The following is a 26,495-nucleotide window of genomic DNA, read 5'->3' as shown; positions in this document are numbered from 1 at the left end:
GCACACGACCGCCATGGCAGAACTCAAGAACGTCGAAGCCGACCTGACGCGATTCCGGCGCCGGGTGTGGGTGGCCGCGCTGGTCGTGATCCTGGGTTTTTCCCTGCTGGTCGGCCGCCTGGTGGTGCTGCAGGTCTCGCGGCACGACGCGCTGGATGCGCGCGCCGAGCGCAACCGCACCAGCCTGCTGCCCATCGTGCCCAACCGCGGCCGCATCCTCGACCGCAACGGCGTGGTGCTGGCGTCGAGCTATTCGGCCTATGCGCTCGAGGTGACGCCTTCCAATGTGCCCAACCTCGACGAGACGCTGTCGGAGCTCGGCAAGCTGGTGGCCCTCACGCCGCGCGATCTCCGCCGTTTCCGGCAACTGCGCGCGGAGTCGCGCAGCTTCGCTTCGCTGCCGCTCAAGACCCGCCTGACGGACGAGGAAGTGGCACGCGTGGCCGCCCAGAACTACCGTTTCCCGGGTGTCGAGATCAAGGCGCGGTTGTTCCGCACCTACCCCTACGGCGAACTCGGCGGGCACGTGATCGGCTACATCGGCCGCATCAACGAGGCCGAAAAAGAGCGGATCGAGGATTCCGACGACGCCGGCAATTACCGCGGCACCGAATCCATCGGCAAGCTGGGCATCGAGCAGAGCTACGAGCGCCAGTTGCATGGCACGACCGGCATCGAGCAGGTCGAGACCTCGGCTTCGGGGCGTGCGGTGCGGACCCTCTCGACCACGCCGGCGGTCTCGGGCGACGACGTCATGCTGTCGCTCGATATCCGCCTGCAGAAGCTGGTCGAGGACCTGTTCGGCGACCGGCGCGGCGCGCTGGTGGCCATCGACCCCCGCACCGGCGAAGTGCTGGCCATGGTGAGCAAGCCCAGCTTCGACCCCAACCTCTTCGTCGACGGCATCGACGTCGAGAGCTGGAAGGAACTCAACGAGTCGGTCGACCGTCCCCTGCTCAACCGGGCTCTGCGCGGCACCTATCCGCCGGGCTCGACCTACAAGCCCTTCATGGCGCTGGCCGCGCTCGAAACCGGCAAGCGCGGGGCCAGCATGGTCGTCAACGACACCGGCTCGTGGACTTTCGGCGGCCACACCTTCCGCAGCCACGAGGCGGCAGGCTCGGTCGACATGCGGCGCGCCATCCAGCGTTCGAGCAATGTCTACTTCTACTCGCTGGCCAACGACATGGGCGTGGACACCATCCACGATTTCATGAAACCGCTGGGCTTCGGCCAGATCACCGGGCTGGACCTGGGCGGCGAGGTGCGCGGCGTGTTGCCCAGCACCGAATGGAAACGCAACACCTATCGCCGGCCCGAGCAGAAACGCTGGTACGCGGGCGAGACCATCTCGCTGGGCATCGGCCAGGGCTACAACAACTTCACCATGCTGCAACTGGCCAACGCCATGGCCGCGGTCGCCAATCACGGACTGCAGAACAAGCCGCACCTGGTCAAGGCCGTCCGGGGTCCCCATGCCCAGGCGCCCGAGGCCGTGGTGCTCGAAACGCCGGTCAATCTGGGCTACAAGCAGCAGAACATCCAGGTCGTGCTCGACGGCATGGTCAGCGTGGTGACGGACGGCACGGGCCGCGGCGTGTTCGCCGGCGCCGGCTACACCTCCGGCGGCAAGACCGGCACGGCACAGGCCGTGACCATCGGCCAGAAGGACCGCTACGACGCCAAGCGTCTGGCCGAGCGGCAGCGCGACCACGGCCTGTATCTGGCCTTCGCGCCGGCGCAGAATCCGCAACTGGTGGTGGCCGCCATCGTCGAGAACGCCGGCTGGGGCGCGCAGGTCGCGGCGCCCATCGTGCGGCGCGTGTTCGACTATGCGCTGCTGGGCCAGTACCCTTCCGAGCAGGATATCGCCGCCGTCCGGCAGGGACGCGGCGGTCCGCCGCTCGGCACGCCGCGCGCCGCAGCCGACATTCCCCTGGTGCCGATCGCCTCGGGCGATTGAGCCGGCGGCCCGGCTGCGGCCGCGTCAGCCCGCTGCCACCCGCCCCGCTTCGACCGCCATCGAGGCCGGAGAGGGGGCCGATGCGGGGATGGGGGCGCAGTGGACCTCGATCACGACATCGCTGTCCACCATCTGAAGCCCGCAGGCTTTGGCCGATCGAACCAGCCGGGCCATCAGGGCCGGATCGTGGACGACGTGGCGTTCGCGTGTCTCGCGGCAGACGATCTGGATGCCCTGTGGGCCTTTCGAATCGGGCTTGAGGCTGTACAGACCGTTGCCGTCGGTGTCCCACTCGCGTTGCACGAGACCATGCCGTGCCAGTTCGCCGACGGCGCGGTACAGCGTTCCCAGCGAGCAGCTGTAGCCGGCCTCGAACAGCCTGATGTACAGCGTCTGCACGGAGACGGGAAGATCGGGATGCTGGAGCAGCGCATCGAGCGCGCACAGCCGGGCCAGGGTGGGACGCAGCCTGGCGCTGGCCAAGTGGCGGCGTGCCGTCTGCAGGCGGGCTTGGCGACCGAGGTCGTCGGCGGTGCCGGCGTCCTGGCGCTCGGCTGGGCGCTGGCCCCAATCCATGGTCAGGCGGGCAGCAGGGGCCGGGTGGGCGGCTTGGCCCGCGAGGGGCGAGTATCGTTTAACCATGGCCCCATGATCGGGGGCTTGTGTATCGCGCATGTGGCCGGGGGGCCACGTCGTGTGATCCTGCGGTCAAGAGGCGGCAAAGTCTCGGTAAAGTTGACGAAAAACAGAAACAGGCACTGTCGTCGGCGGTGGCCGCCGGGCCCGATCGGCGCAGGGACCGGCCAATAAAAAAGCACCAGGGCGTAGCGCCGTGGTGCCTGGAGGGGAGGGCGCCTGTTGGCGGCGCTTGTCAGTAGCTTGTTCTGGTTTCGCTGATGTCTCCTCTAACCCTCGCTTTGCGGGTCTGGGCACATGACATTCAGTGATGTGCTTATGACCCGATCGAGTGTCAAGGATTCTAATTGCCACGCACAGGGGTGGTGCCTAGGGCTAACCCTGATGTGAATGGCATTCCCGTTTTTGGTGCGTGATGGGCGGATCCGGCTTGGCATGAGTTGTGCAAACAGGCCGGACAACGCCTGTATGACACCGTCCGCCCCGCCGCCCGCCCAGCCCTCTTCTGCCGTTTCAGATGCAGATCGACTGGCCATCGCCGCTCGCCTGCACGTGTCGATGCGCCGGATCACAGGCCGCGTCACGGATACGGAGTGGATGGCCGAGAACGAAGAGTATGCGCTCGAGATCATGCGTGTGGCGCGCGAGCATGCGCGGCGATTCGGCCATCCCGAACTCGCCCTGTATGCCGACGAACTGGCCTACGCGATGGCCCACCGCGAGGTCGAGGCCCCCCAGACCCTGTTCGAGCGGGTGGCTTTGGCGATCCGCCAGAAGAACGGCCCGGCCGACCGCGCAGACTGAGTCTGCCGGCTTGTGCCGCGGCGGCCGGCTCAGGGGCCCGATCCCGGGCCGCTGCGGATGCCCGTGTCCGCGAGGGCGATCCAGCCCCCCGGCGCGTGGCGCGCGCAGTACGCGGCACACACCTGCTGGACGATCTCGGCCGTGCACAGCGTGGCCGGGCTGGCATTGAGGGCGTGCCACTGCGCAATCGTCAACGGCTGCGGCGTCGGCAGCGGCAACTGCACCAGCTCGCCGCGGTCGAGCTGTTCCTTCACCAGCAGGCCCGGCACGACGGCCACGCCCAGGCCTTCGCGCGCCAGGGCCACCAGCGCGGCGAGCGAGGGTGAACTGGAGATGCGCAGACGCGTGGCGGGCACGCCCTGGTCGGCCGCCAGCTTCTGGATCACGCTGACCGCGGCGTTGTAGGGGGCGGTGTTGCTCATCTGGGTCATGATCTGGTGCCTGAAGACCTGACGCAGCGCATCCTGCGCGTCGACGAGGTCCTTGCGCGCGATCCAGTGGATGGAGAGGTTCAGCAGGTTCTCGGCCAGCACATAGGGGCTGCGCGGCTCCTGGCCCACGCACAGGATGAGATCGAGCTCGCCGCGCATCAGGTTCTCGATCAGGTTGACCGTGAGATCGACCGACAGGTCCAGCTCGACGCCCGGCAGTTGCTCGCCCATGGCCTTCACGAAATCGGGCAGCAGCGTGTGCACCACCGTCTCCATCATCCCGACACGCACCCGGCCGGTCACGGCGTCGCGGGGCTGTGCCGCCTGCCGCAGTTCCTCGACGGCCTTGAGCACCGCCTGCGCGTACGGCTGCAGCCGCCGGCCCGCGTCGGTCAGGGCCAGCGATTTCTGCTCGGCCGTGAACAGCGCGACGCCCAGTTCCTGCTCCAGGCTGCGGATGCGCATCGACAGTGCACCGGGCGTTGCATGCATGCGTTCGGCGACGCGCCGGAGGTGGGGCGTACGGGCCAGGGCGATGAAGGTTTCGAGAAATCTGCTGTTCATGGTGCGTCGAGTCTGGCGTGCTTCACCGTGGTGCGGCGAACGGGTGGTCGTGGTGCCTGCGCTGTTCACTTTTCTTGAACATGCGCTGGCAATATTTCTGGATGGACGGTGTGGGGGCCGGTTTCTAAAGTCTGGGGCATTCCTCCTCGACGACCGATACCTTTGAACATGACTGCTCCCTCCATCTGGCCGATACCGGCGGATCTGCGCCGGGCCATCCGCCGGCAGGACTTCCACTCGCACACAGCGGGCCAGGCCCCCGGCCATGCCCAGGGCAACCTGGCGATCCTGCCGCGCGACTATGCCGACGAGTTCCTGCGTTTCTGCCGGCTCAACCCGAAATCGTGCCCCGTCATCGGCATGACGGAGCCGGGCGATCCCAGCGTGCCCGAGCTCGGAGCCGGCATCGATCTCCGGCACGACGTGCCGGCGTACTGCGTGTTCCGCGACGGCGAGTTCAGCGGCGAGGTCGCCGACCTGGGCGAACTGTGGCGCGACGACCTGGTGGGTTTCGTCATCGGCTGCTCGCTGTCGTTCGAGGCCGCGCTGATCGATGCGCTGGTGCCCGTGCGTCACATCGAGAACGATCACCCGGTACCGATGTACAACACCAGCATCCGCAACACGCCGGCCGGCCGCTTCGGCGGCAACATGGTGGTGAGCATGCGCCCCATGACGCCGGCCCAGGCGATCCGCGCCATCCAGGTCACCTCGCGGTTTCCGGCCGTGCACGGCGCACCGGTGCACCTGGGCGATCCCGCAAGAATCGGCATCGCCGATCTGAGCCGCCCCGACTACGGGCAGCCCGCCGACATGCGCGAGGGCGAAATCCCGGTGTTCTGGGCCTGCGGCGTCACGCCGCAGCAGGCGATCCGTTCGGCCAGGCCGCCGCTGGCCATCACGCACAAGCCGGGCTACATGCTGGTCGCCGACATCCGCAACAGCCAACTGGCCGCCCTCTAGCCCAAGCCGGCCCGCACGCCCGTCCTCATTCGACTTCTCCTCTTGCCTGTCCGATCGCCATGATTTCTCTCCTCACGCCACCCATGCCCGCGCCGGCCCTGCTGCACGAACTCGGGGCGCCGACGCTGGCGGCCATCGAAGCGGCGGCCGAGCGCATCCGCAGCCACGCCGTGCGCACGCCCTTGCTCGAGAGCCCTGCCATCAACGCGCTGACCGGTGCCCGTGTGCTGTTCAAGGCCGAGGTGCTGCAGCAGGCCGCCTCTTTCAAGTTCCGCGGCGCCTGCAACCGGCTGCTGCAGCTCACGCCGGCGCAGCGTGCCGGCGGTGTCGTCGCCTGGTCGTCGGGCAACCATGCGCTGGCGATCTCGGCCGTGGCGCGGCTGCTGGACATGCCCGCCACCATCCTCATGCCCTCGGACGCGCCGTCGACCAAGATCGACGGTGCGCGCCGCAACGGCGCCACCGTGCGGCTGTACGACCGACTGCATGAAAGCCGCGAGACCCTGGGGGCGGAAATCGCCGCACGGACCGGCGCCACCATCGTGCCGCCCTACGACGACCCGTACATCATGACCGGGCAGGCCACCGTCGGCCTCGAGATCGTGCAGCAGAGCCAGGCCCTCGGGCGGGTGCCCGACGCCGTGCTGGCCGCCTGCAGCGGCGGTGGGCTGGTGGCCGGCGTCGCCGCGGCCGTGCGCGCGCTGAGCCCGGCAACCGCTGTCTATGCGGTCGAGCCGCAGGGCTTCGACGAACTGGCCCGTTCGCTGCAGTCCGGGCAGCGCGAGCGCAACGCACCCGGTGCGGTGTCGATGTGCGATGCGTTGCAGGTCGCCATTCCCGGCGAGCTCACCTTCCCGGTCAACCGGGCCCTGCTGTCGGGCAGTCTGGTGGTCACCGACGACGAAGTGGCCGCAGCCATGCGCATGGCCTACGCCGAGCTCAAGCTGGTGGTCGAACCGGGCGGTGCCGTCGGTCTGGCCGCGCTGCTGGCCGGCCGCCTCGATGTGCGCGGAAAAACCGTGGCCGTCGTGCTCAGCGGCGGCAATGTCGACGCCGATACCTATGCCCGCATCCTGCAGCCCGAGGCCTGAGGACCCGCCCCGGCCACCGTGAGATGTCTCACCCGCTCAACCGATAACCCGCGAACACCATGCTGACTCCCGACTCTCCACGCTACGCACGCGTGGCACGCACCATCGACGATTTCATGACCCTGGACTACACCGGGGTCGGTCTGATCGGCAAGCTCTACGACGCGCTGCAATCCCGGCAGCCCGGCCCCTGCTGCATGGGGGCTGCCGAGCGGCTGGTGCACGCCGCGCGCGAGCGGCCGGACGCGCCCGTGCTCATCGCCACCGGTTTCCCCGAAGGCGGTGGCGTGCCCGAAACCGATGGCCCGGTCGGAGCCGCATTGCTGGCCCGGGCCCTGTTTCTGGGGCTGGGCGTGATCTCGGTCATCGTCGTCGACGAAGACTGGGAAGCCATGATGCACGCGACCTGCAGGGGCGCCGGCCTGGCGCCGCGTGCCCTGCCGGCATCCGGCCGCGCCGAGCCGATCGAGTTCCTGCGGCCGGTCTACATCCAGACCGTGCCCAAGGACACCACCGGCTGCCGCGCCGTCACGCAGTCCCTGCTGCAGCACACGCAGCCGTCGTTGCTGCTGGCCATCGAGCGGCCGGGCTGCAACGCACGCGGCCTGTATCACGGCCTGGGCGGCCGGCCGCTCGACGGCATGGTGGCCGATCTCGATCAACTGTTCATCGAAGCCCGCGGTCTGGGCCTGCCCACGATCGGCATCGGCGACGGCGGCAACGAACTCGGCATGGGCGTGATCGCCGAAGACCTGCCGCGCTTCTCTCCCAAGGCCGTGGATTGCGGCATTCCCGGCCGCGGCGGCGTGGGGGCCGCCACGGCCGTCGACTGGCTGGTGGTGAGCAATGTCTCCAACTGGGGGGCGACCGGCATCGTGGCCGCGCTCTCCGCCTTGCTCGACAACCCGACGGTGTTTCACGACCCGGAACTCGAGACCCGCAGCACCACGCTGTGCGTGGCGCATGGCGGAGTGGACGGCATGTTCATGGCGCCCGAACCGGCGGTCGACGGCATCGATGCGCGCGAGTGGGAAGGCATGGTGCGAACCTTGCGAGGCAGTGTCATGCGTGCGATGGGGCACGCCGTGAACTGGAAAGGCGACCGCGGCGATTGGAGGCAACTGAAATGAACAGCGCGACGACACCGGCCAGCGGAGGCGGCGATGCCGCGCTGGCGCGCCTGGCCGCGCTCGGCCTCGAACTTCCAGCGCCCAGCGTGCCGCGCGGCAGCTACGTGCCCTATGTGCTGTCCGGTCCTTACCTCGCGGTGGCCGGGCAGGGCCCCCGGCTCGACGGCCGCTTGCGCTACGCCGGGCAGGTGGGCATCGCTCTCGATCTGGAGCAGGCACGGCTGGCTGCACGCCTGTGCGCGCTCAACCTGCTGGCGCAGGTCCATGCGGCCTGCGGCGGCCGGCTCGACCGGGTGCTGCGTGTGGTGCGGCTGGCCGGCGTGGTCAATGCACCGGTCGGGTTCACCGAGCACGCCAAGGTGCTCGACGGTGCATCCGATCTGCTGCATGCCGTGTTTGGCGAACGGGGGCTGCATGCCCGCATCGCCACCGGGGCCTCGTCGTTGCCCTCCGACATGGCGGTCGAGGTCGAGGCCCTTTTCGAGATCGAACCGCAGGACTGACCGCCATTGCCTTTTCCCCCCTTTTATGACCGCCTCAACTCAATCAGGACTTTCGTGATGAACAAGACCCTCATGCGCATTCTGGCCGGCAGCGCGCTGGCGACCCTCCTGTGTGCCAACGCCGCGCAGGCCCAGGATTTGCCCCGGACCGAACTCAAGATCGTCGGCAGCCTGAGCAATGTCACGTCCTACAAGGACTTCGAATATCCCTTCTGGAGTCAGACCATTCCCAAGGAATCCCAGGGCGCCGTCACGGCCCAGGTCAAGGGATTCAATGAAATGGGACTCAAGGGACCTGAACTCATGCGACTGGTCTCGCAGGGCGTGGTCGAGTACGGCACCGCCACCATGTCGTACTTCTCGGGCGACAACCCCATCAACGAAGCCATCGATCTCACCGGCCTGGCGCCCGACGCCCCGACCGCTCGCGCGATCACCAAGGCCTTCGAGCCCGTCATCTCCCAGTTCTATGCCGGCACCGGCCGCGTCAAGGTCATGGGCCTGTCGACCAACTCCGCACAGGTTCTGTTCTGCAATGCACCCATCACGGGCCTGCAGGACATCAAGGGCAAAAAAGTACGCGTGGGCAGCCGCAACATGACGGAATTCATCGAGGCTCTGGGTGGCGCCGGCGTCACCATGCCTTTCGGCGAGGTCGTGCCTGCGATGCAGAACAAGGTCGTCGATTGCGCGATCACCGGCGCAATCTCGGGCTACAACGCCAAGTGGTACGAGGTCTCGACCCATCTGTATGCCCTGCCGATCAACTGGAACCAGCAGATCCACGCCTTCAATCTGGCGGCCTGGAACAAGCTGGATCCCAAGGTGCAGGCTTTCCTGCAGGTGCAGCACGACAAGCTGGTCGCCGACATCTGGGACGCCGCCATCGCGCAGACCCAGGAAGGCTACGACTGCAACACCGGTGCCGAAGCCTGCCCCTATCCCGTCAAGGGCAAGATGAAGCTCGTCATGCCCAGCGATGCCGACCGTGCCCTGCTCAAGAAGGTGCTGGGCGATTCGGTGCTGCCCAAGTGGGCCGCCCGCTGCTCGAACGATTGCGTCAAGAGCTGGAACGCAACCGTCGGCCAGGTTCTGGGCCTGCAGGCCGTCAAGTGACATTCGCCACGCGGGATACCACCATGACTTCTGCACCCTCTTCCTCGATGCTGGCCCGGCTGCTCGGCCTGGCCAACCGGCTGTCGCATGTCGCCGTCTGGGCCGGCGGCGCGCTCACGCTGGCCAGCGTGCTGCTCATCACCTTCGACGTGCTGGCGCGCAAGTTCTTCGGCTTCACATCGGGCGGCGCCGACGAGCTGTCGAGTTATGCCTTCGCCATCAGCACCTCGTGGGCACTGGCCTTCGCCACCCTGTCGCGTGCCAACGTGCGGGTCGATGTGGTCTACCAGTACCTGCCGGTGCGCGTGGCCGCATCGGTCGACTGGCTGGCGCTCGTGGGGCTCGGCGTGTTCATGGTCTGTCTCACGTGGTACGGATTCGACGTGGTGGCCATGTCGTGGGCCCAATCGTCGACGGCCAACTCCACGCTGGCGACGCCGCTGTGGATTCCGCAAGGGCTGTGGTTCCTCGGCTTGCTGTGGATGTGCGTGGTGCTGACACTCATGCTGCTGCGTGCGGCCTTCGCGCTGGTCAGCGGAGACTATGCGGCGGTCCAGGCCCTGTGCGGCGTGCGCTCGAGCATCGAGGAAGCCGAAGAAGAAGCCGCGGCCGGCGAACGCCTGGTCGCCTCTGAACAGTCCCACCCCCTGGTATCGCAAGGAGCACGCGCATGATCGCCAACGCCATGATCCTCCTGCTGGCGCTCATCGGCATCAGCATTCCCGTGGGTGCCGCGCTGGGCTTGCTCGGCCTGGTGCTCGATCCGCTGTATTCCATGCTGCCGCTGTCGAACGCCATGGGCGAGATCGCATGGAGCGCCAACAACGAGTTCCTGCTGGTGGCGATCCCGCTGTTCATCATGCTGGGCGAAGTGCTGCTGCGCTCCGGTTTTGCCGAACGCATGTACAGCGCCATGAGCCTGTGGCTGTCGTGGCTGCCGGGCGGACTCATGCACGCGAACATCGGCGCCTCGACCCTGTTCTCCGCCACCTCGGGTTCGAGCGTGGCGACAGCCGCCACGGTGGGCACGGTCGCCATCCCGCAGATCCGACGGCACGGCTACAACGAATCGCTGTTCCTGGGCAGCATTGCCGCCGGCGGCACGCTGGGCATCCTGATCCCGCCCTCGATCAACCTCGTCATCTACGGCGTGCTGACCAACTCCTCGGTTCCCAAGCTCTATCTCGCGGGCATCATTCCGGGGCTGGTCATGGCCGGGCTGTTCATGGTCACCATTCTGGTGGCCTGCCTGATCCGGCCGGCCTGGGGCGGCCGGTCGCTCAAGGGCAGCTGGTCGCAGCGCTGGGCCAGCCTGGTCCACCTGTTGCCGCCCATGGGCATCTTCCTGCTGGTGGTGGGCTCCATCTACGCCGGTCTGGCCACGCCGACCGAAGCCGCGGCGCTGGGGGTGGTGGGGGCCCTGGTGCTGGCAGCCTCGGCCGGCCGGCTCAATGCCGCCATGCTGCGCGAGGTGCTCGAGAACACCATGAAGGCCACCGCGATGATCATGCTGATCATCCTGGGCGCGAGTTTCCTGAACTTCGTGATGTCGGCCACCGGCCTGACCCAGTCCCTGACCGACGCCATCCGCAACCTCGACCTGCCCGGCGGCTGGATGCTGCTCATCGTGGTGGTGTTCTATCTCATCCTCGGGTGCTTCATGGAAACGCTGTCGATGATGATCACCACCATCCCGATCATCGCGCCGATCATGATCGCCCTGGGCTACGACCCGGTCTGGCTGGGCATCCTGATCATCGTCCTGGTCGAGGCCGCACTGATCACGCCGCCCGTGGGACTCAACCTGTTCGTTGTGCACAGCGTGCGCAAGAGCGGCTCCATGAACGCCGTCATCATCGGCTCGCTGCCGTTCGTGGCCGCCATGTTCGTGATGGTCGCGCTGCTGGTCGCCTTCCCCTCGCTGGCCCTGTGGCTGCCCAACGCCTTCGGTTGACGACGGGCCGCCGCGTGGGCTTCAATCGCCGCGGATGATCCAGCCCGCAGCCTTCTCGGCAATCATCAGCGTGGGGCTGTTGGTGTTGCCGCTGGTGATGGTGGGCATGACGCTGGCGTCGGCCACGCGCAGGCCGTGGATGCGGCCTCCGCGTCCGTCGAGGACCCGCAGCCGTGAATCCACCACCGCCCCGGCCTCGCCGGCGCGGCCCATGCGGCAGGTGCCGACCGGATGGAAGATGGTCGTGGCGATGTCGCCCGCCAGCCGGGCCAGGTCCTCGTCGCTCTGGTAGGCCTCTCCGGGTTTCCATTCGCGCGGCCGATAGGCGGCGAGGGCGGGCTGGCCGACGATGCGGCGCGTCACGCGCAGGCTCTCTGCCGCCACCTGGCGATCCTCCTCGGTGCTGAGGTAACGCGGGGCGATGGCCGGCGCATCCTCGAAACGCGGGCTCTTGATGTGCACGGTGCCGCGGCTGGTCGGGTTGAGATTGCACACGCTGGCAGTGAACGCCGGCACGGTGTGCAGCGGGTCGCCGAACGCGTCCAGGCTCAGCGGCTGCACATGGAACTCGAGGTTGGCGTGCGGCCGGTCGGGCGACGAACGCGTGAACGCGCCCAACTGCGACGGGGCCATGCTCATCGGTCCGGTGCGCCGCAGCGCGTACTCGAGCCCGATCAGCCCCTTGCCCCACCAACTGCTGGCCAGGGTGTTGAGCGTCTTGACGCCGCTGACCTGGTAGACCGAGCGGATCTGGAGGTGGTCCTGCAGGTTGGCGCCCACTCCGGGCAGATCGGCCTGCACCGCAATGCCCTGGGACTGCAGCAGTTCGCCCGGCCCGATGCCCGAGAGCTGCAGGATCTGCGGCGAGCCGATGCTGCCGGCGCACAGCACCACTTCGGCATCCGCCTGGGCCGTGATCATCCGCTCTCCGTTCCAGACCTCGACGCCGGTGCAGCGCTGCTGGCCGTCGGCTTCGTGCTGCAGCAGCAGGCGCGAGACCTGCGCCCCGGTCCACAGCTCGAAATTCGGGCGGCCGTAGCAGGCCGGGCGCAGGAAGGCCTTGGCGGTGTTCCAGCGCCATCCCTTGCGCTGGTTGACCTCGAAATACGCCACGCCGTCGTTGTCGCCCCGGTTGAAATCCTCGGTGGCCGGGATGCCGGCCTGCTGAGCGGCCTGCGCAAAGGCATCCAGCACATCCCAGCGCAGGCGTTGTTTCTCCACCCGCCATTCGCCGCCCGTGGTGCGCTGGCCGCGCCGTCCGTTGGGGCCCTGGTGCGTGGTCGCGCTGCCGTGGAAGCGGGCCCATTCCTGCTGGTCTGCGCTGCGTGGAGCGGGGTGCTTCGCCGGGTCGAGGCGGTAGTGGTCCTCGTGGGCCATGAAGGCGGGCAGCACCTGCTCCCAGCGCCACGCGTCGTCGCCGGTCAGTGCGGCCCACTGGTCGTAGTCGCGCGCCTGGCCACGCATGTAGATCATGCCGTTGATGCTCGAACTGCCGCCCAGCACCTTGCCGCGCGGATACCGCAGCGAGCGGCCGTTCAGACCGGGCTCGGGTTCGGTGCTGAACTGCCAGTCCGTTCGGGCATTGCCGATGCAGTAGAGATAGCCCACCGGGATGTGGATCCAGTGGTAGTCGTCCTTGCGGCCGGCCTCGATCAGCAGCACCCGTTTGGTCGGATCGGCACTGAGCCGGTTGGCCATCAATGCGCCGGCCGAACCGGCTCCGACCACGATGTAGTCGAAACGGTTGCGCTCGTCGCCCGATGCTTCTGGTGTCGCACGCATGTCGGGTTGTCTCCTGGTGTTCTTGTCCGCGGCCCCGGGTGGGCCGTGCGGAACCTGCCGGCCGCCATGAAAAAAGCAGCCCGGAGGCTGCTTTCATTCTGACACCAGATCGCCAGCTGACGCCGGGCTTACTGGCTGGTCGGCATGGCGAACTCGGCACCCTTGGCCGTGGCCTGCGGCCAGCGCTGCATGATGCTCTTCTGGCGGGTGTAGAAACGCACGCCTTCTTCGCCGTAGGCGTGCATGTCGCCGAACAGGCTCTTCTTCCAGCCGCCGAAGCCATGCCAGGCCATCGGCACGGGGATGGGCACGTTGATGCCCACCATGCCGACCTGGATGCGGCGGCCGAACTCGCGTGCCACGTGGCCGTCCCGGGTGTAGCAGCTCACGCCGTTGCCGAACTCGTGGTCGTTGATGATCTGCACCGCTTCGGCGAAATCCTTCACGCGCACGCAGGCCAGCACCGGGCCGAAGATCTCTTCCTTGTAGATGCGCATGTCGGTGGTCACGTGGTCGAACAGCGTGCCGCCCAGCCAGAAGCCTTCCGCGCAGCCTTCGCCGGCCATCTCGCCCTTGAATCCGCGGCCGTCGATCAGCAGTTGTGCGCCTTCCTTCACGCCTTGCGCGATGTAGCCGGTGATGCGGTCGTGCGCGGCCTGCGTCACGATCGGGCCCATCTCGGCGTCCAGGTTGTTGCCGTCGAGCACCTTCAGCGCCCGGGTGCGTTCGATGAGTTTGGGCAGCACCTTGTCCGCCGTCTCGTCGCCCACGAAAACCGCCACGCTGATGGCCATGCAGCGCTCGCCGGCCGAACCGTAGGCCGCACCGATCAGGGCATCGACCACCTGGTCCATGTCCGCGTCGGGCATCACCACCAGATGGTTCTTGGCGCCGCCCAGAGCCTGCACGCGCTTGCCGTGACGTGCGCCCGTTTCGTAGATGTGGTTGGCGATGGGCGTGGAGCCGACGAACGAGACGGCCTGCACGTCGGGGTGCTCGAGCAGCGCGTTGACCGCATCCTTGTCGCCCTGAACCACGTTGAAGACGCCGTCCGGCAGACCGGCCTGCTTGAGCAGGCGGGCCATGAACAGGCTGGCGCTCGGATCGATGGGGCTGGGCTTGAGCACAAAGGTGTTGCCCGTGGCCAGGGCCATGGGGAACATCCACATCGGCACCATTACCGGAAAATTGAAAGGCGTGATGCCGGCGACCACGCCCAGCGCCTGGCGCAGCGTCCAGTTGTCGATGTTGGTGCTGACCTGGTCGGTGAAATCGGACTTCAGCAACTGCGGCGCGCCGCAGGCGAACTCGACGATCTCGATGCCGCGTGTCACTTCGCCCTGGGCGTCGGTGAAGACCTTGCCGTGCTCGGCGGTGATCAGGCGGGCGAGCTCGTCGCGGTGCGTGTTGAGCAGCTCCAGGAACTTGAACAGAATGCGCGAGCGGCGCAGCGGCGGCAGGTTGCTCCAGGCCGGAAAGGCGGCCTTGGCCGAGGCCACGGCCGCATCCACGTCGGCATGGCTGGCCAATTGGACCTGGCCTGTCACGGCACCGGTAGCCGGGTTGTAGACGGGCAACTGCTGGCCGCTGGTGGCGTCGGCCGGTGCGCCGGAAATCCAATGGGCGATGGAGGGGGTCATGAAAGGCGTTCCGATTCGGTGGGCGGGAGGAAGGGCAGTGGCCGGATCGCAGCGAACGCCGCACCGGCCATGCTTGCAGTCTAGGCGCCGCCCGGGATTTTGAGAAGGCAGAAAAGCCGATTACATTGTTTGATGAATCGAACAATCAATCGGGTCAACACCTATGGAATCGTCTTCACGGCGCAGCCGCGTCGGCTCGGCATCGGCCCCCGCAGCCGAACCCACGGCCTCACCGGCCTCGGCCCGGGCGGTGCGTTCCGGTGCGGCCACCGTGCCGCAGGCTCCGCCGCAACCGCTGTTTGCCGACCTGCATGTGCTGACCGTCATCGGCCAGACCCGCAGCTACACCCAGGCCGCGCGCCGGCTCGGTGTCTCGAAGGCCACCGTGAGTCTGCGCATCAACGAGCTCGAGCGGGCGGCCGGCATTCCGCTGGTGCAGCGGTCGACCCGCTCCGTCGCCTTGACTGCGGCCGGCCAGCAACTGGCCGACGAGACGGGACCGGCGTTCACCCGCATCGAGCTGAGTTTTGCCGCCGTGCGCGATCTGGCCAGCACGCCGCGCGGGCTGGTGCGCCTGACGGCCCCGGTCGCCCTCGGACGCCAGCACGTGGTGCCGGTGCTGAGCGAGTTCCTCGGCCGTTATCCCGAGATCCGCATCGAGCTCGATCTCAACGACAAGCTCGTCAACCTGGTCCAGGAAGGCTACGACCTCGCCATCCGCCACATCCACGCACCGCCCGAGTCCCATGTCGCCTGGACCTTGTGCGAGAGCCGTTCGGTGCTGGTCGCCAGCCCCGCCTACCTGGCGCGCCGGGGCGTGCCGCAGACGCCGCAAGACCTCGCCGCCCACGACTGCCTGATGTACCTGCGCGGTGCCGCCGGGCAGAGCTGGACGCTGGCGCGGCAGACGGGGCGCCGCCGTGCACCGCCCGAGCAGGTCACGGTGGCGGTCGGCGGTCCCTTCAAGGCCAACAACAGCGAAGCCCTGCGCGATGCGGCGCTTGCCGGGCTGGGCATCGCTCTGCTGCCCGACTTCAGCGCGTCCGGCGCGCACGGCGACCGGGCCGAGCCGCCGGCACTGGTCCCGGTCTTGCCCGACTGGCAGGCCCAGGGGTTTTTCGGCGGCCGGCTCTATGCGGTGCGCCCCTGGGCCCCGCAGGTGCCGCGCGCGGTGCAATGCCTGGTCGATCATCTGCGCGAGCGTTTCAGCGGCGGGTTCTGAATCGGCGCATACCCCTGGGGCAGTGTCGGACAGAAGCCGATTCGGCGAGCGGGCGCCGCCATCATCGGGTAAAACACCGGCGACCGGCCTGCACGATGCGCAGGCCTTTTCTTCCGGCCTCGACCCTGCCGTTCTTGCGGTCGAAGCGCCACCCAACGCGATCAAGGAACACCACGCCATGGCTCAATTCATCCCGCTCACCTCGAACGACGGTTTTGTCCTTCCCGCCTACGTGGCCGAACCCGAAGGCCAGCCGCGCGGCGCCATGGTCGTGATCCAGGAGATCTTCGGCGTCAACAGCCACATCCGCGACATCGCCGAACGCTACGCGCGAGCCGGTTACCTGTCGGTGGCTCCGGCCATCTTCGAGCGCACCGAGCGCGGCGTCGATCTGTCGTACACCCCCGACGACATGAAAAAAGGCGTGGCGCTCAAGGCCGCCCTGGAAAAGAACCCCGCCCTGGTGCTGGCCGACATCCAGGCCGCCATCGACTACGCGGCCGAAAAATCCGGCGGCAAGGTCGGCATCGTCGGCTACTGCTACGGCGGCCTGCTGGCCTGGCGCGCGGCCGCCGAGCTGTCGGGGCTCAGTGCCGCCGTGCCTTATTACGGCGGCGGCATGACCGCACCGGACGAAGCCGCGCGCGATCCCAAGGTGCCGGTCGTCGCCCATTTCGGCGAACGCGACAGCCACATTCCGGTGGCCGAAGTCGAAGCGTTCCGCGAACGCCACAGCCAGGATGGCGTGAAGGTCTACCTCTACCCGGCCGACCACGGCTTCAACTGCGACCAGCGCGGGGCCTACGCCGCCTCGTCGGCCGAGCTGGCCCGCGAACGCACCCTGGCCTTCCTGGCCAACCATGTGGCCGCCCCGGCTGCCTGAGCGATCAATTGTCGGCGTCTTGCCGATTCAGATAACGCCGGCGCCAGAACCAGGCCGTCAGTCCCAGCGCTGCGGCCAGCATCGTGCCCATCGCCAGCCAGAAGCCGTTGGTGCGGTGCACCAGCGGCAGGAAGTCGAAGTTCATGCCGAAGATGCCCGCGATCAGATTGAGCGGCAGGAAGATCGCCGTCAGCACCGTCAGCGTGCGCATGATGTCGTTGGCCCGGTTGCTCTGCAGCGAGAAATGGATCTGCACCGCCGTCTCGGCGTTCTGCTCCATGCGCCGGACGTGATGGACCACCCGCTCGATGTGCTCGAGCACGTCGCGTGACCGCACCTTGAGCAGCTCGCGCTCGCGCTTCTGTTCGGCCGTTCCGGTATCCGGCCAGGCCTCCAGCGCATCGAGCCAGTCCTGCAGCGCGGCGCGCTGGTCCTCGCAGATCTCGTCGAGCTGATGCAGCGACATGCGCGAGGCCAGCAACGAGCGCCAGTCCGAGAAGTTGCTGCCTGGGTTGAGCAGCGCCAGTTGCCAGTTGTCGATCTGCTGCGAAAGATCGCGGCGCAGTTCGAGGAAGCCGTCGATGATGCTGCTGATCATGCGCAGCATGAGGTCCGCCGGGCTGGCCGGCAGCAGCCGCTGGTGCACACGGTGGTCCGGGCCCCCGTTGGCGCTGCCCGAACCATTCCCGTTCCCGCCGGCAGGGCCATGGGCATGTCCGTTGCCGCCCGCCACGCCGTGTCCGCCCTGCACCTGCAATCCGGATGCGGCCTGCAGCAGCCGCGCCGCGTAGGCGTCTCGGACCAGGCAGTCCGACGGATGGACGGTCAGGACCACCCGGTCGTAGACGGCAAAACCCACGGCGCTGGTGTCGACCTGAGCCAGCAGGGGCGAGGAGGCGCCCGCCTTGCCGGTCCCGAACAGACGCACGGGCGCCGGAGCCGAAGTCGGCGAAGGAACGGCCGCAGACGGGGCCTGGACCGTGCGCGACGTGCTGCCCGGACCGGCGGCGCTCGCCAGCCGGCGGAACACCACGATGTCGTACTCCGAGGTGTAGTCGTAATGGGAGGGCAACTGCCGGTTGAGCAGATCGCTCACGTGCAGGTCGAACAGGGCCTGGCCGGCCAGGTTCTGCAAGGTGCCCTGCACCGCGGCCAGCTGTGCTTCGAACTCCGTGCGGGTGCAGGATATCCACAGGAAGCCGTCGGACGGCAACGCCGTGGGCAGGGTGTCCGACTCGCGCACGGGCGCCGTGCCGTGGCCGGGGTGCAGGGTGAAGACGCGCATGGCGGCGGATGCGGGAGGCGGGCAGGCCATGGCGCCCGCTCAGCCGCCCTGCTGGCGCAAGAGGCGCGCGGCATCCCGCGCAAAATACGTCAGCACGCCGTCGGCTCCGGCTCGCTTGAAGGCCAGCAGGCTCTCCATCATGACGGCGTCGTGGTCCAGCCAGCCGTTCTGCGCGGCCGCCTTGAGCATGGCGTACTCGCCGCTGACCTGGTAGGCGAAGGTCGGCATCTGGAACGTGTCCTTGACCCGCCGCACCACGTCCAGATACGGCATGCCGGGCTTGACCATCACGTAGTCGGCGCCTTCCGCGATGTCCTGGGCCACCTCGCGCAACGCTTCGTCGCTGTTGGCCGGATCCATCTGGTAGGTCTTCTTGTTGCTCTTGCCCAGGTTGGCCGCCGACCCCACCGCATCGCGGAACGGACCGTAGAACGCGCTGGCGTACTTGGCGCTGTAGGCCATGATCTGGGTGTGGATGTGTCCCTGCGCGTCGAGCGCACCGCGGATCGCGCCGACGCGGCCGTCCATCATGTCCGAGGGCGCGACGATGTCCACGCCTGCCTCGGCATGGGTGAGCACCTGCCGCAGCAGCAGGGCGATGGTCTCGTCGTTGAGCAGCTGGCCCTCGCTGTCGATCACGCCGTCCTGCCCGTGGCTGGTGTACGGATCGAGTGCGACATCGGTCAGCACGCCCAGATCGGGGAATTCCTTCTTGAGCGCCCGCACCGCCTGCGGGATCACGCCGTCCGGGTTGAAGGCCTCGCGGCCCTCGGGGTCCTTGAGCGATGCGTCGATATACGGGAACAGCGCCAGCACCGGGATGCCGAGCTTCACGCAGTCTTCGGCCACCGGCAACAGCCGATCGACGCTCAGGCGGTCGACGCCCGGCATCGAAGCCACCGCTTCGGTGCGTCCCTGGCCATCCAGCACAAACACCGGAAAGATGAAATCGTGGGGGGTCAGCGCATTTTCGCGAACCAGGTCGCGGGCGTAGGCGTAACGGCGCAGCCGGCGCGGCCGGTAGGTGGGAAAGGCGGCTTGGGGCAGGGCGGGATGTGTCATGCGGAAAATTGTGCCCGACTTGTCGTCCCGACGGTCACGGTCGGTCATGCAGGCGTTCCTGTCCGGGCATGGCCATGCAGGCCATCCTCGAAAAAAGGCAGGTCCTGTTTCCCGTCCGTGCACCGCGTGGAGCGATGAATCGTTTGTTGTAAATTGGAGACGTATGGCCCGATCCATCCGTGCACCGGGCTCGCCCTTCACCCCGTTGGGGCATTAATTGTCAAATAAGTCAACTTAATGATTTTGTTTATCTTGAAAAGTCCGGGCGACCCGATCAGAATCCCGCGTGGGTGGTTCGCCACTCCCCGCTTTTCCTCCCTGAGCGGGAGCCTTTCTTGTGTGACAACAAATAGGCTTTCAAGCCCGACTCCTTTGAGTCGGGTTTTTTTTGGGTGAACGGTTGCGATCGATAAACTGGAAGCGCATGAGCGCGCCTGCCACTTCCTCCTCCGATCTGTCAGCGGCCTGGCGCAGCGCCTCCGCGCCCCTGACGCTGGCCTACACCGTGCTGGTGGTCTATGCCAGCCTCTACCCGTTCGAGGGCTGGGTCGATCTGGGCGTGCCGATCTTCGACTTCGTGCTGCAGCCCTGGCCCAGGTACTGGATCGCCTCCGATCTGATCTTCAATGTGATCGGTTATCTCCCGCTGGGATTCCTGGCCGTGATGGCCCTGCAGCGCCACCGGCCTGCGGCCTCGCGCTACACCCGGCATGCGCTGGCCTGGGTCGTTGCCGGCGCCTGCCTGCTGTCGCTGTCCATGGAGACCCTGCAGAATTTCCTGCCGCAGCGCGTGTCGTCCAATGTCGATTGGGGGCTCAACACGCTGGGCACGCTGCTGGGCGGCGCTCTGGCCGACGGCCTGCGCCGCGCAGGGCTGATCGAGCGCTGGAACGGCCTGCGCCGCCGCTGGTTCGACGCCGATGCCCGTGGCGTGCTGGTGCTCATGGTCCTGTGGCCTGCGGCGCTGCTCTTCCCGGCCGCCGTGCCTCTGGGCGTCGGCCAGGTCGCCGAACGCCTGAGCCTCACGCTCGCCGACTGGGTCGAGGGCACGGCCTACGCCGACTGGATCTCCCTGGCCCGCATGGATCTCGAGCCGCTCACCCGCCTCACGCAGGCCATCGGCGTCGGTCTGGGGCTGCTGCTGCCCATCCTGCTCGGTTACGCCATCGTTCGGCCCTGGCGTCAGCGCCTGGCCCTGATGCCGCTGGTGTTCATCATGGCCCTGGCCGTGCTGGGCCTGTCCTCGGCCATGAGCTACGGCCCCGGCCATGCCTGGGTCTGGCTCAGCGACTCGACCCAGGTCGGCCTGGCCATGGGGTTGATCGGTGCCGTGGCCGCCGCATTCCTGCCTCGGCGGGTCTGCCTGCTGCTTCTGGTGCTGGCCATCGGCTTGCATGTGGCCATCGTCAACCAGGCGCCCACCAGCCCCTACCTGGCCGAAACCCTGCAGGTCTGGGAGCGGGGGCAGTTCATCCATTTCAACGGATTGGCCCAGTGGATGGGCTGGCTCTGGCCGTTCGCTGTCCTGGGATATGCCCTGCATCGCCTGGGGCGCCGGCCGGGCTAGCCGCCCGGACCGGGTCGGTCGGCCTAGAATCGGTGCCATCCGGTACTTCTCCTGTGCCGGAACTTTCGATAGCGTCAGGCCTCAGACTTGCGCTGCACCGGCAGGTCACCTGCCGGCAGCCTCGTGCGAGGTGCCTGGCGCCGCATCCAGACTGTCCGTCCTCCTCATCCATGAACGCTCAAACACAGAGCCTGACGCTGCAAGGCGGCGCCGGCGCCATCGAAGCCCTGATCGACGAACCCCAGGGCGAAGTGCAGGGCGTGGCCGTTCTGGCCCATCCGCACCCGCTGTTCGGCGGCGCGATGACCAACAAGGTCGTCCAGACCCTGGCGCGCGCCTGCGTGCAGGCCGGCTGGCGCGCCGTGCGCTTCAATTTCCGGGGTGTCGGAGCCAGCGCCGGCGTGTATGACGAAGGCCGGGCCGAAACCGAAGACCTGCTGGCCGTCGTCGAGCAGGTCGCGCCGCAGGGTCCGCTGGTGCTGGGGGGCTTTTCCTTCGGCTCCTACGTGACCAGCCATGCCATCGCCAGGCTGCACGCCTCGCGCGACCTGCAGTCGCTGCTGCTGATCGGCACCGCCGCTTCGCGTTTCCAGGTCGCTTCCATCCCGGCCGATCTGCACGCCCGGACCCTGGTCGTGCACGGCGAGCAGGACGACACCGTGCCGCTCGCCGACGTGCTCGACTGGGCCCGTCCGCAGTCGCTGCCCGTGACCGTGGTGCCCGGCGTCGAACATTTTTTCCATGGGCAATTGCCCCTGCTCAAGTCCCTGGTGCTGCGACACCTGGGAGCCTCCGTCCCCAGCCTCTCCTAGATCCTCAAGAAGCCATTGCTGATGAAACGCCTGCTTGCCTTAGTCTTTTCGCTCACCTTTTCGCTGGCTGCGCTCGCGCAGGTCCCGCAGCCACCCGAGGTCGCCGCGCGCTCGTACCTGCTGCTCGACGTCACGAGCAACCAGATCCTGGCCGCCAAGGACATCGACAGCCCCGTCGAGCCGGCATCCATCACCAAGCTCATGACCGCCTATCTGGTGTTCGATGCCCTGCGCGCCAAGAAGCTCAGCCTGACCCAGACCCTGCCCGTGAGCGAGCGGGCCTGGAAGACGCCGGGCTCGCGCATGTTCATCGACCCCTCCATGCAAGTGCCGGTCGAGGACCTCGTCAAAGGCATGATCGTGCAGTCCGGCAACGACGCCACCGTGGCACTGGCCGAGGCCGTGGGCGGGACCTACGAACGTTTCGTCGAGCTGATGAACCAGCAGGCCAAGGCCCTGGGCATGACCCACACCGGCTACAAGAACCCGGAAGGCCTGACCGAGCCCGGCCATACCACCACGGCGCGCGACCTGGGCATCCTGGCCACCCGCCTGCTGCACGATTTTCCCGAGTACACCCACTATTACTCGATCAAGAAATACCGTTACCCCGGCACCCCGGCGGCCAACGACACCAACCGCAACATGCTGCTGTTCCGCGACCCCACGGTCGACGGCCTGAAGACCGGCCACACCAATGCCGCCGGCTACTGCCTGGTCGCGACCGCCCAGCGTGATGTGCCCAATGTCGGCAAGCGCCGTCTGCTGTCCATCGTGCTGGGTGCATCCAGCGAGGTGTCGCGCGCCAACGAAAGCCAGAAGCTGCTGAACTGGGGTTATGTTGCCTTCGACGCCGTCAAGCTGTTCGATGCCAACCAGGCCGTGGTCTCGCCGCGCATCTGGAAGGGCGCCGTCAACGAGGCCCGCCTGGGCACCAGCCAGCCCATCGTGGTGTCCGTGCCCAGCGGCAGCTCCGGCCGCATCAAGACCGATGTGGCCCGCCCCGATCCCCTGGTGGCACCCATTGCCAAGAACCAGCAACTGGGCACGCTGAAGGTCCGGCTGGGCGACCAGCAGATCGCCGAAGTGCCGCTCTACGCACTCGACGCGGTGCCGGAAGCGGGCCTGTTCGGCCGTGCCTGGGACTCGCTGCGCCTCTGGATCCAGTGATCTCCACGCCACGCCCGGCCGCCTGACCGGCGCCGGGCATTTGGCGAAATCCAGCTCTCTGGCTATACTGTTGGGCTTTCCCGTTTTGGGCGGGAGAGATGTTTTTTGTTTTTTTCAAACGTTTAGGGACGTTTTTCAATGCCAACCATCAATCAATTGGTGCGTCAGGGGCGCGAGGTCGAAACGATCAAGTCCAAGAGCCCTGCGATGCAAAACTCGCCGCAACGTCGCGGTGTTTGCACCCGTGTCTACACCACGACACCTAAGAAGCCTAACTCCGCTCTGCGTAAGGTCGCCAAGGTGCGCCTGACCAACGGCTTCGAAGTCATCTCCTACATCGGCGGTGAAGGCCACAACCTGCAAGAACACAGCGTGGTTCTGGTGCGCGGCGGCCGGGTCAAGGATTTGCCCGGTGTGCGTTACCACATCGTGCGCGGTTCGCTCGATTTGCAAGGCGTCAAGGATCGCAAGCAATCGCGCTCCAAGTACGGTGCCAAGCGTCCCAAGAAGGCCTGATCGGTCTTTCGAGGTTCGTTTCCGAGCCGGGCGTCATGCCAGGTTCAAAAATCGGTGCTTGAATCGCTGGCTGCGATTGCAAGCGAAGTGACCCAAAACACAAGTCGTGTGGGTCGAGTAAGTGGGGGTCCTGATGACTCTCGCGGTGTCCGATGAGGATGCCAACTGAAGCAAATTTTGAGGTGAGAAATGCCACGTCGTCGCGAAGTCCCTAAACGTGAAATTCTGCCGGATCCCAAGTTCGGCAATGTTGAACTCTCGAAGTTCATGAATGTGATCATGGAAGGCGGCAAGAAGGCCGTCGCCGAGCGCATCATCTACGGTGCGCTCGACCTGATCGAGAAGAAGAATCCTGGCAAGGATCCCCTGGAAGCTTTCGTCGTTGCCATCAACAACGTCAAGCCCCTGGTTGAAGTCAAGTCCCGCCGGGTCGGCGGCGCCAACTACCAAGTTCCGGTGGAAGTGCGTCCCGTCCGTCGTCTGGCCCTGTCCATGCGCTGGATCAAGGAAGCCGCCCGCAAGCGTGGCGAAAAGTCCATGGCCCAACGCCTGGCCAACGAACTGCTCGAGGCCACCGAAGGCCGCGGCGGTGCCATGAAGAAGCGTGACGAAGTTCACCGCATGGCAGAAGCCAACAAGGCATTCAGCCACTTCCGCTTCTAAGCCGGACAAGGCGTTTCGGCGCCTTGTCTCCTGGAAGCCAGGCCGCGGATCGTGCACATTGCGCGGCCTGCGGCTTTGTCAGATCAGGCCCTGCCCGTCTCGAGTCCGCCAGTCTGGCCTTTCGGCCAATGGACGGACTCCCAAACAACGATCAATTAAGGATCAAACATGGCTCGCAAGACCCCCATCGAGCGCTACCGCAATATCGGTATCTCGGCTCACATCGATGCTGGCAAGACCACCACGACCGAGCGTATTCTGTTTTACACCGGTGTGAACCACAAGATCGGTGAAGTGCATGACGGCGCCGCCACCATGGATTGGATGGAGCAAGAGCAAGAGCGTGGCATCACGATCACGTCCGCTGCGACGACCTGCTTCTGGAAGGGCATGGACATGTCCTACCCCGAGCACCGCTTCAACATCATCGACACCCCCGGCCACGTGGACTTCACCATCGAGGTGGAGCGTTCCATGCGCGTGCTGGACGGTGCCTGCATGGTGTACTGTGCCGTGGGTGGCGTGCAGCCCCAGTCGGAAACCGTCTGGCGCCAAGCCAACAAGTACAAGGTGCCCCGTCTCGCGTTCGTCAACAAGATGGACCGTACCGGCGCGAACTTCTTCAAGGTCTATGACCAGATGCGTCTGCGCCTGAAGGCCAACCCCGTGCCCGTGGTGATCCCCATCGGCGCCGAAGACAACTTCACCGGCGTGGTCGATCTGCTCAAGATGAAGGCCATCATCTGGGACGAAGCGTCGCAAGGCATGAAGTTCACCTTCGAAGACATCCCCGCTAACCTGGCTGCATCCGCCAAGGAATGGCGCGAGAAGATGGTCGAAGCGGCAGCTGAAGCGTCCGAAGAGCTGATGAACAAGTACCTGGAAGAGGGCGACCTCACCGAGGAAGAGATCAAGCTCGGCCTGCGCACGCGCACGATCGCAACCGAAATCCAGCCGATGCTGTGCGGCACCGCGTTCAAGAACAAGGGTGTGCAGCGCATGCTGGACGCCGTGATCGACTACCTGCCGGCGCCTACGGACATCGAAGACGTGAAGGGCACCGACGAAGACGAACAGCCCGTCACCCGCAAGGCGGATGACACCGAGAAGTTCTCGGCACTGGCCTTCAAGCTGATGACCGACCCGTTCGTCGGTCAACTGACCTTCGTGCGTGTGTACTCGGGCGTGCTCTCCAAGGGCGACACCGTGTACAACCCGATCAAGGGCAAGAAGGAACGTATCGGCCGTATCGTGCAGATGCACGCCAACGAACGTATCGAAGTCGAAGAAATCCGTGCAGGCGACATCGCTGCCTGCGTGGGCCTGAAGGACGTGACGACCGGCGAAACGCTGAGCGACATCGACTCCCAGATCATTCTGGAGCGCATGGTGTTCCCTGAGCCCGTGATCACGCAGGCTGTCGAACCCAAGACGAAGACCGACCAGGAAAAGATGGGCATCGCCCTGCAACGCCTGGCCGCAGAAGATCCTTCGTTCCGCGTGAAGACCGACGAAGAGTCCGGTCAGACCCTGATTGCCGGGATGGGCGAGCTCCACCTGGAAATCATTGTCGACCGCATGAAGCGTGAATTCGGCGTGGAAGCCAACGTGGGCAAGCCCCAAGTGGCCTACCGTGAAACCATCCGCAAGACGGTGGAAGAAGCCGAAGGCAAGTTCGTGCGCCAGTCCGGCGGTAAGGGCCAGTACGGCCACGTCGTGCTCAAGATCGAGCCGAACGAAGCCGGCAAGGGCAACGAATTCGTCGACGCCATCAAGGGCGGTGTGGTTCCTCGCGAATTCATCCCCGCCGTGGAGAAGGGCTTCAACGAAGCCGTGACCCAAGGCGTGCTGGCCGGTTACCCCGTGGTCGACGTCAAGGTCACGCTGCACTTCGGTTCGTACCACGATGTGGACTCGAACGAACTGGCGTTCAAGATGGCCGCCATCTTCGGTTTCAAGGAAGGTTGCCGCAAGGCCAACCCCGTGATCCTGGAGCCCATGATGGCCGTGGAAGTGGAAACGCCCGAAGACTACGCCGGTACCGTGATGGGCGATCTGTCCTCGCGCCGCGGCATGGTGCAAGGCATGGACGACATGGTCGGCGGCGGCAAGGCCATCAAGGCCGAAGTGCCCCTGTCGGAAATGTTCGGCTACTCGACCTCGCTGCGCTCCGCCACGCAAGGCCGTGCGACCTACACGATGGAATTCAAGCACTACAGCGAAGCACCTCGCAACGTGTCCGAAGCCATCATGGCCGCTCGCGCCAAGTAAGAAACACTGTCCGGACAAGTGTCCGGACAGCGGGTCTGCGATCCGGTGCCGCCCTGTTCCCGTGCGGGGCGATCAAGCAACCGGATGCAGACCTTAAACCATCACACGGGTATTTGCTCTTTGGAGATTGAAATGGCAAAAGGAAAATTCGAACGTACCAAGCCGCACGTGAACGTGGGCACGATTGGTCACGTTGACCACGGCAAGACCACGCTGACGGCAGCGATCGCGACCGTGCTGTCGAAGAAGTTCGGCGGAGAAGCCAAGGCTTACGATCAGATCGACGCAGCGCCCGAAGAAAAGGCCCGCGGCATCACGATCAACACGGCCCACGTGGAATACGAGACGGCCAACCGCCACTACGCACACGTTGACTGCCCCGGCCACGCCGACTACGTCAAGAACATGATCACCGGTGCCGCCCAGATGGACGGCGCCATTCTGGTGTGCTCGGCCGCTGACGGCCC

24 protein-coding genes are annotated in these 26,495 nt (G+C 66.5%); 18 read left to right on the top strand and 6 right to left on the bottom strand.

Features of this window, described 5'->3' with window-relative positions; genetic code table 11:
- Positions 1-13 precede the first annotated feature (13 nt).
- Positions 14-1,963 carry a penicillin-binding protein 2 gene (gene mrdA / locus EC845_RS12775; RefSeq protein WP_123298505.1) on the top strand — a complete coding sequence of 650 codons (1,950 nt, stop codon included), beginning with the start codon at positions 14-16 and terminating at the stop codon, positions 1,961-1,963.
- A gap of 24 nt (positions 1,964-1,987) precedes the next feature.
- Here the strand turns inward: mrdA and EC845_RS12770 are convergent, their stop codons facing one another.
- A complete protein-coding gene (locus tag EC845_RS12770) occupies positions 1,988-2,605 on the bottom strand; it encodes a Fur family transcriptional regulator (protein ID WP_158615690.1) in 618 nt (205 codons plus the stop codon).
- A gap of 462 nt (positions 2,606-3,067) precedes the next feature.
- Here EC845_RS12770 and EC845_RS12765 point away from each other — a divergent pair, with 462 nt between their 5' ends.
- Positions 3,068-3,403 (top strand): hypothetical protein, encoded by a 336-nt coding sequence (locus tag EC845_RS12765; RefSeq protein WP_123298503.1) that lies wholly within the window; start codon positions 3,068-3,070, stop codon positions 3,401-3,403.
- 29 nt (positions 3,404-3,432) lie between these two features.
- On the opposite strand, the gene EC845_RS12760 is transcribed toward EC845_RS12765, so the two are convergent.
- A complete protein-coding gene (locus tag EC845_RS12760; protein ID WP_123298817.1) occupies positions 3,433-4,398 on the bottom strand; it encodes a LysR family transcriptional regulator in 966 nt (321 codons plus the stop codon).
- A 168-nt stretch (positions 4,399-4,566) separates the two neighbouring features.
- Between EC845_RS12760 and EC845_RS12755 the strand changes: the two genes are divergently transcribed.
- The 7 genes from EC845_RS12755 to EC845_RS12725 all read left to right on the top strand — a co-directional run bounded on the left by EC845_RS12755 (position 4,567) and on the right by EC845_RS12725 (position 11,155).
- Positions 4,567-5,361, top strand: a complete 795-nt coding sequence (locus EC845_RS12755) for a putative hydro-lyase (RefSeq protein ID WP_123298502.1) — start codon at positions 4,567-4,569, stop codon at positions 5,359-5,361.
- A 59-nt stretch (positions 5,362-5,420) separates the two neighbouring features.
- On the top strand, positions 5,421-6,452 hold the full coding sequence (locus EC845_RS12750) for a threonine/serine dehydratase (protein WP_233598052.1): 1,032 nt from the start codon (positions 5,421-5,423) through the stop codon (positions 6,450-6,452).
- A gap of 59 nt (positions 6,453-6,511) precedes the next feature.
- Entirely contained in the window at positions 6,512-7,582 is a 1,071-nt protein-coding gene (locus tag EC845_RS12745; RefSeq protein ID WP_123298500.1) for a DUF4392 domain-containing protein, read from the top strand.
- Complete coding sequence (locus EC845_RS12740) at positions 7,579-8,085, top strand: RidA family protein (RefSeq protein ID WP_123298499.1); 507 nt, start codon at positions 7,579-7,581, stop codon at positions 8,083-8,085. Before EC845_RS12745 ends, EC845_RS12740 begins: the two co-directional genes overlap by 4 nt.
- A gap of 72 nt (positions 8,086-8,157) precedes the next feature.
- Positions 8,158-9,201, top strand: a complete 1,044-nt coding sequence (locus tag EC845_RS12735; protein WP_233598075.1) for a TRAP transporter substrate-binding protein — start codon at positions 8,158-8,160, stop codon at positions 9,199-9,201.
- Between the two features lie 23 nt (positions 9,202-9,224).
- A complete protein-coding gene (locus tag EC845_RS12730; RefSeq protein WP_123298816.1) occupies positions 9,225-9,875 on the top strand; it encodes a TRAP transporter small permease in 651 nt (216 codons plus the stop codon).
- A complete protein-coding gene (locus EC845_RS12725) occupies positions 9,872-11,155 on the top strand; it encodes a TRAP transporter large permease (RefSeq protein ID WP_123298497.1) in 1,284 nt (427 codons plus the stop codon). Before EC845_RS12730 ends, EC845_RS12725 begins: the two co-directional genes overlap by 4 nt.
- Positions 11,156-11,176: 21 nt before the next feature.
- On the opposite strand, the gene EC845_RS12720 is transcribed toward EC845_RS12725, so the two are convergent.
- Together EC845_RS12720 and EC845_RS12715 are read right to left on the bottom strand one after the other, a co-directional pair.
- The gene (locus EC845_RS12720; RefSeq protein WP_123298496.1) at positions 11,177-12,937 is read right to left on the bottom strand and encodes a GMC family oxidoreductase; all 1,761 of its coding nucleotides are present in this window, start codon (positions 12,935-12,937) and stop codon (positions 11,177-11,179) included.
- A 128-nt stretch (positions 12,938-13,065) separates the two neighbouring features.
- Positions 13,066-14,577, bottom strand: coding sequence for a CoA-acylating methylmalonate-semialdehyde dehydrogenase (locus tag EC845_RS12715; protein ID WP_123298495.1), 1,512 nt, complete (start codon positions 14,575-14,577; stop codon positions 13,066-13,068).
- 163 nt (positions 14,578-14,740) lie between these two features.
- Between EC845_RS12715 and EC845_RS12710 the strand changes: the two genes are divergently transcribed.
- Both EC845_RS12710 and EC845_RS12705 read left to right on the top strand, forming a co-directional pair.
- On the top strand, positions 14,741-15,799 hold the full coding sequence (locus tag EC845_RS12710; protein ID WP_123298494.1) for a LysR family transcriptional regulator: 1,059 nt from the start codon (positions 14,741-14,743) through the stop codon (positions 15,797-15,799).
- A 178-nt stretch (positions 15,800-15,977) separates the two neighbouring features.
- A complete protein-coding gene (locus tag EC845_RS12705) occupies positions 15,978-16,682 on the top strand; it encodes a dienelactone hydrolase family protein (protein WP_123298493.1) in 705 nt (234 codons plus the stop codon).
- Between the two features lie 4 nt (positions 16,683-16,686).
- On the opposite strand, the gene EC845_RS12700 is transcribed toward EC845_RS12705, so the two are convergent.
- Both EC845_RS12700 and hemB read right to left on the bottom strand, forming a co-directional pair.
- The gene (locus EC845_RS12700; RefSeq protein WP_123298815.1) at positions 16,687-17,967 is read right to left on the bottom strand and encodes a magnesium transporter CorA family protein; all 1,281 of its coding nucleotides are present in this window, start codon (positions 17,965-17,967) and stop codon (positions 16,687-16,689) included.
- Positions 17,968-18,006: 39 nt separating this feature from the next.
- Positions 18,007-19,029, bottom strand: a complete 1,023-nt coding sequence (gene hemB / locus EC845_RS12695) for a porphobilinogen synthase (RefSeq protein WP_123298814.1) — start codon at positions 19,027-19,029, stop codon at positions 18,007-18,009.
- 424 nt (positions 19,030-19,453) lie between these two features.
- Between hemB and EC845_RS12690 the strand changes: the two genes are divergently transcribed.
- The 7 genes from EC845_RS12690 to EC845_RS12660 form a co-directional block, all read left to right on the top strand.
- Positions 19,454-20,596 carry a VanZ family protein gene (locus EC845_RS12690; protein WP_123298492.1) on the top strand — a complete coding sequence of 381 codons (1,143 nt, stop codon included), beginning with the start codon at positions 19,454-19,456 and terminating at the stop codon, positions 20,594-20,596.
- A 170-nt stretch (positions 20,597-20,766) separates the two neighbouring features.
- A complete protein-coding gene (locus EC845_RS12685) occupies positions 20,767-21,408 on the top strand; it encodes an alpha/beta hydrolase (protein WP_123298491.1) in 642 nt (213 codons plus the stop codon).
- A 21-nt stretch (positions 21,409-21,429) separates the two neighbouring features.
- The gene (locus tag EC845_RS12680; protein ID WP_123298490.1) at positions 21,430-22,578 is read left to right on the top strand and encodes a D-alanyl-D-alanine carboxypeptidase family protein; all 1,149 of its coding nucleotides are present in this window, start codon (positions 21,430-21,432) and stop codon (positions 22,576-22,578) included.
- Between the two features lie 138 nt (positions 22,579-22,716).
- A complete protein-coding gene (gene rpsL, locus EC845_RS12675) occupies positions 22,717-23,094 on the top strand; it encodes a 30S ribosomal protein S12 (protein WP_057674148.1) in 378 nt (125 codons plus the stop codon).
- Positions 23,095-23,283: 189 nt separating this feature from the next.
- Positions 23,284-23,757 carry a 30S ribosomal protein S7 gene (gene rpsG, locus EC845_RS12670; protein WP_123298489.1) on the top strand — a complete coding sequence of 158 codons (474 nt, stop codon included), beginning with the start codon at positions 23,284-23,286 and terminating at the stop codon, positions 23,755-23,757.
- Between the two features lie 168 nt (positions 23,758-23,925).
- On the top strand, positions 23,926-26,028 hold the full coding sequence (fusA, locus tag EC845_RS12665; protein WP_123298488.1) for an elongation factor G: 2,103 nt from the start codon (positions 23,926-23,928) through the stop codon (positions 26,026-26,028).
- 132 nt (positions 26,029-26,160) lie between these two features.
- Positions 26,161-26,495, top strand: a 335-nt coding sequence (locus tag EC845_RS12660) for a GTP-binding protein (protein WP_233598051.1), incomplete at its 3' end; no start/stop codon positions are given.

Source organism: Comamonas sp. BIGb0124, from assembly GCF_003752175.1.
Classification (GTDB): Bacteria; Pseudomonadota; Gammaproteobacteria; order Burkholderiales; family Burkholderiaceae_C; genus Comamonas_F.
The sequence above is the reverse complement of the archived record's forward strand: the minus strand, read 5'-3'. Positions and strand labels throughout refer to the sequence as shown.

Excerpts from the sequence above, each read along its gene's own strand:
- EC845_RS12720 (WP_123298496.1), bottom strand. The coding sequence starts at position 12,937 with ATGCGTGCGACACCAGAAGCATCGGGCGACGAGCGCAACCGTTTCGAC.
- EC845_RS12750 (WP_233598052.1), top strand. The coding sequence starts at position 5,421 with ATGATTTCTCTCCTCACGCCACCCATGCCCGCGCCGGCCCTGCTGCAC.
- EC845_RS12735 (WP_233598075.1), top strand. The coding sequence starts at position 8,158 with ATGCGCATTCTGGCCGGCAGCGCGCTGGCGACCCTCCTGTGTGCCAAC.
- EC845_RS12680 (WP_123298490.1), top strand. The coding sequence starts at position 21,430 with ATGAAACGCCTGCTTGCCTTAGTCTTTTCGCTCACCTTTTCGCTGGCT.
- rpsL (WP_057674148.1), top strand. The coding sequence starts at position 22,717 with ATGCCAACCATCAATCAATTGGTGCGTCAGGGGCGCGAGGTCGAAACG.
- EC845_RS12685 (WP_123298491.1), top strand. The coding sequence starts at position 20,767 with ATGAACGCTCAAACACAGAGCCTGACGCTGCAAGGCGGCGCCGGCGCC.
- EC845_RS12715 (WP_123298495.1), bottom strand. The coding sequence starts at position 14,577 with ATGACCCCCTCCATCGCCCATTGGATTTCCGGCGCACCGGCCGACGCC.
- EC845_RS12770 (WP_158615690.1), bottom strand. The coding sequence starts at position 2,605 with ATGGTTAAACGATACTCGCCCCTCGCGGGCCAAGCCGCCCACCCGGCC.
- EC845_RS12725 (WP_123298497.1), top strand. The coding sequence starts at position 9,872 with ATGATCGCCAACGCCATGATCCTCCTGCTGGCGCTCATCGGCATCAGC.
- rpsG (WP_123298489.1), top strand. The coding sequence starts at position 23,284 with ATGCCACGTCGTCGCGAAGTCCCTAAACGTGAAATTCTGCCGGATCCC.
- hemB (WP_123298814.1), bottom strand. The coding sequence starts at position 19,029 with ATGACACATCCCGCCCTGCCCCAAGCCGCCTTTCCCACCTACCGGCCG.
- EC845_RS12755 (WP_123298502.1), top strand. The coding sequence starts at position 4,567 with ATGACTGCTCCCTCCATCTGGCCGATACCGGCGGATCTGCGCCGGGCC.
- EC845_RS12705 (WP_123298493.1), top strand. The coding sequence starts at position 15,978 with ATGGCTCAATTCATCCCGCTCACCTCGAACGACGGTTTTGTCCTTCCC.
- fusA (WP_123298488.1), top strand. The coding sequence starts at position 23,926 with ATGGCTCGCAAGACCCCCATCGAGCGCTACCGCAATATCGGTATCTCG.
- EC845_RS12730 (WP_123298816.1), top strand. The coding sequence starts at position 9,225 with ATGACTTCTGCACCCTCTTCCTCGATGCTGGCCCGGCTGCTCGGCCTG.
- EC845_RS12765 (WP_123298503.1), top strand. The coding sequence starts at position 3,068 with ATGACACCGTCCGCCCCGCCGCCCGCCCAGCCCTCTTCTGCCGTTTCA.
- EC845_RS12740 (WP_123298499.1), top strand. The coding sequence starts at position 7,579 with ATGAACAGCGCGACGACACCGGCCAGCGGAGGCGGCGATGCCGCGCTG.
- EC845_RS12700 (WP_123298815.1), bottom strand. The coding sequence starts at position 17,967 with ATGCGCGTCTTCACCCTGCACCCCGGCCACGGCACGGCGCCCGTGCGC.
- EC845_RS12760 (WP_123298817.1), bottom strand. The coding sequence starts at position 4,398 with ATGAACAGCAGATTTCTCGAAACCTTCATCGCCCTGGCCCGTACGCCC.
- EC845_RS12745 (WP_123298500.1), top strand. The coding sequence starts at position 6,512 with ATGCTGACTCCCGACTCTCCACGCTACGCACGCGTGGCACGCACCATC.
- mrdA (WP_123298505.1), top strand. The coding sequence starts at position 14 with ATGGCAGAACTCAAGAACGTCGAAGCCGACCTGACGCGATTCCGGCGC.
- EC845_RS12710 (WP_123298494.1), top strand. The coding sequence starts at position 14,741 with ATGGAATCGTCTTCACGGCGCAGCCGCGTCGGCTCGGCATCGGCCCCC.
- EC845_RS12690 (WP_123298492.1), top strand. The coding sequence starts at position 19,454 with ATGAGCGCGCCTGCCACTTCCTCCTCCGATCTGTCAGCGGCCTGGCGC.